Source organism: Streptomyces sp. SID13726, assembly GCF_010548375.1.
Classification (GTDB): Bacteria; Actinomycetota; Actinomycetes; order Streptomycetales; family Streptomycetaceae; genus Streptomyces.
On record NZ_JAAGLY010000453.1, the window covers coordinates 1 to 441 of the forward strand.

At 70.7% G+C, this 441-nt stretch carries 1 pseudogene; it reads left to right on the forward strand.

The features are described from left to right. Nucleotides 1–345, forward strand: a pseudogene (locus G3I78_RS52610) (IS481 family transposase); the annotation flags it as partial. Nucleotides 346–441: the final 96 nt, after the last annotated feature.

A 441-nucleotide genomic window follows, 5' to 3' on the forward strand; every position in this document is an offset into this window, starting at 1 on the left:
GTCCGCACCACAGCCCGATCCGCACCCCGCAACATCTGGTCGAGCAGGTCGTGCGGCTGCGGTGGCGACACCGGTTGGGACCGGTCCAGATCGCCGGTCGCCTGGGCATGCCTGCCTCCACGGTCCATGCGGTGCTGGTTCGGTGCCGGATCGACCGGCTTACCCGGATCGATCGGGTCACCGGCGAGCCATCGCGCCGCTACGAGCCTGATCATCTCGGGGTCACTCGCCGCACGCGGGGTGCACGCTCGGCAGGTGCTGTCCGACAACAGGTCGGCCTACCGCTCCCACACGTGGCGCGACGCTTGCCCAAAGCTGGGGATCAAGCACCGGCGAACCCGGCCCTACCGCAAGCTCGGCGTCCGACGACGGGCGGACGCGCTCCTCGATGCCGATCGTCGCGGGATCCGGGATTGATCGCCGTCGAGGTCCCGGGGCGGG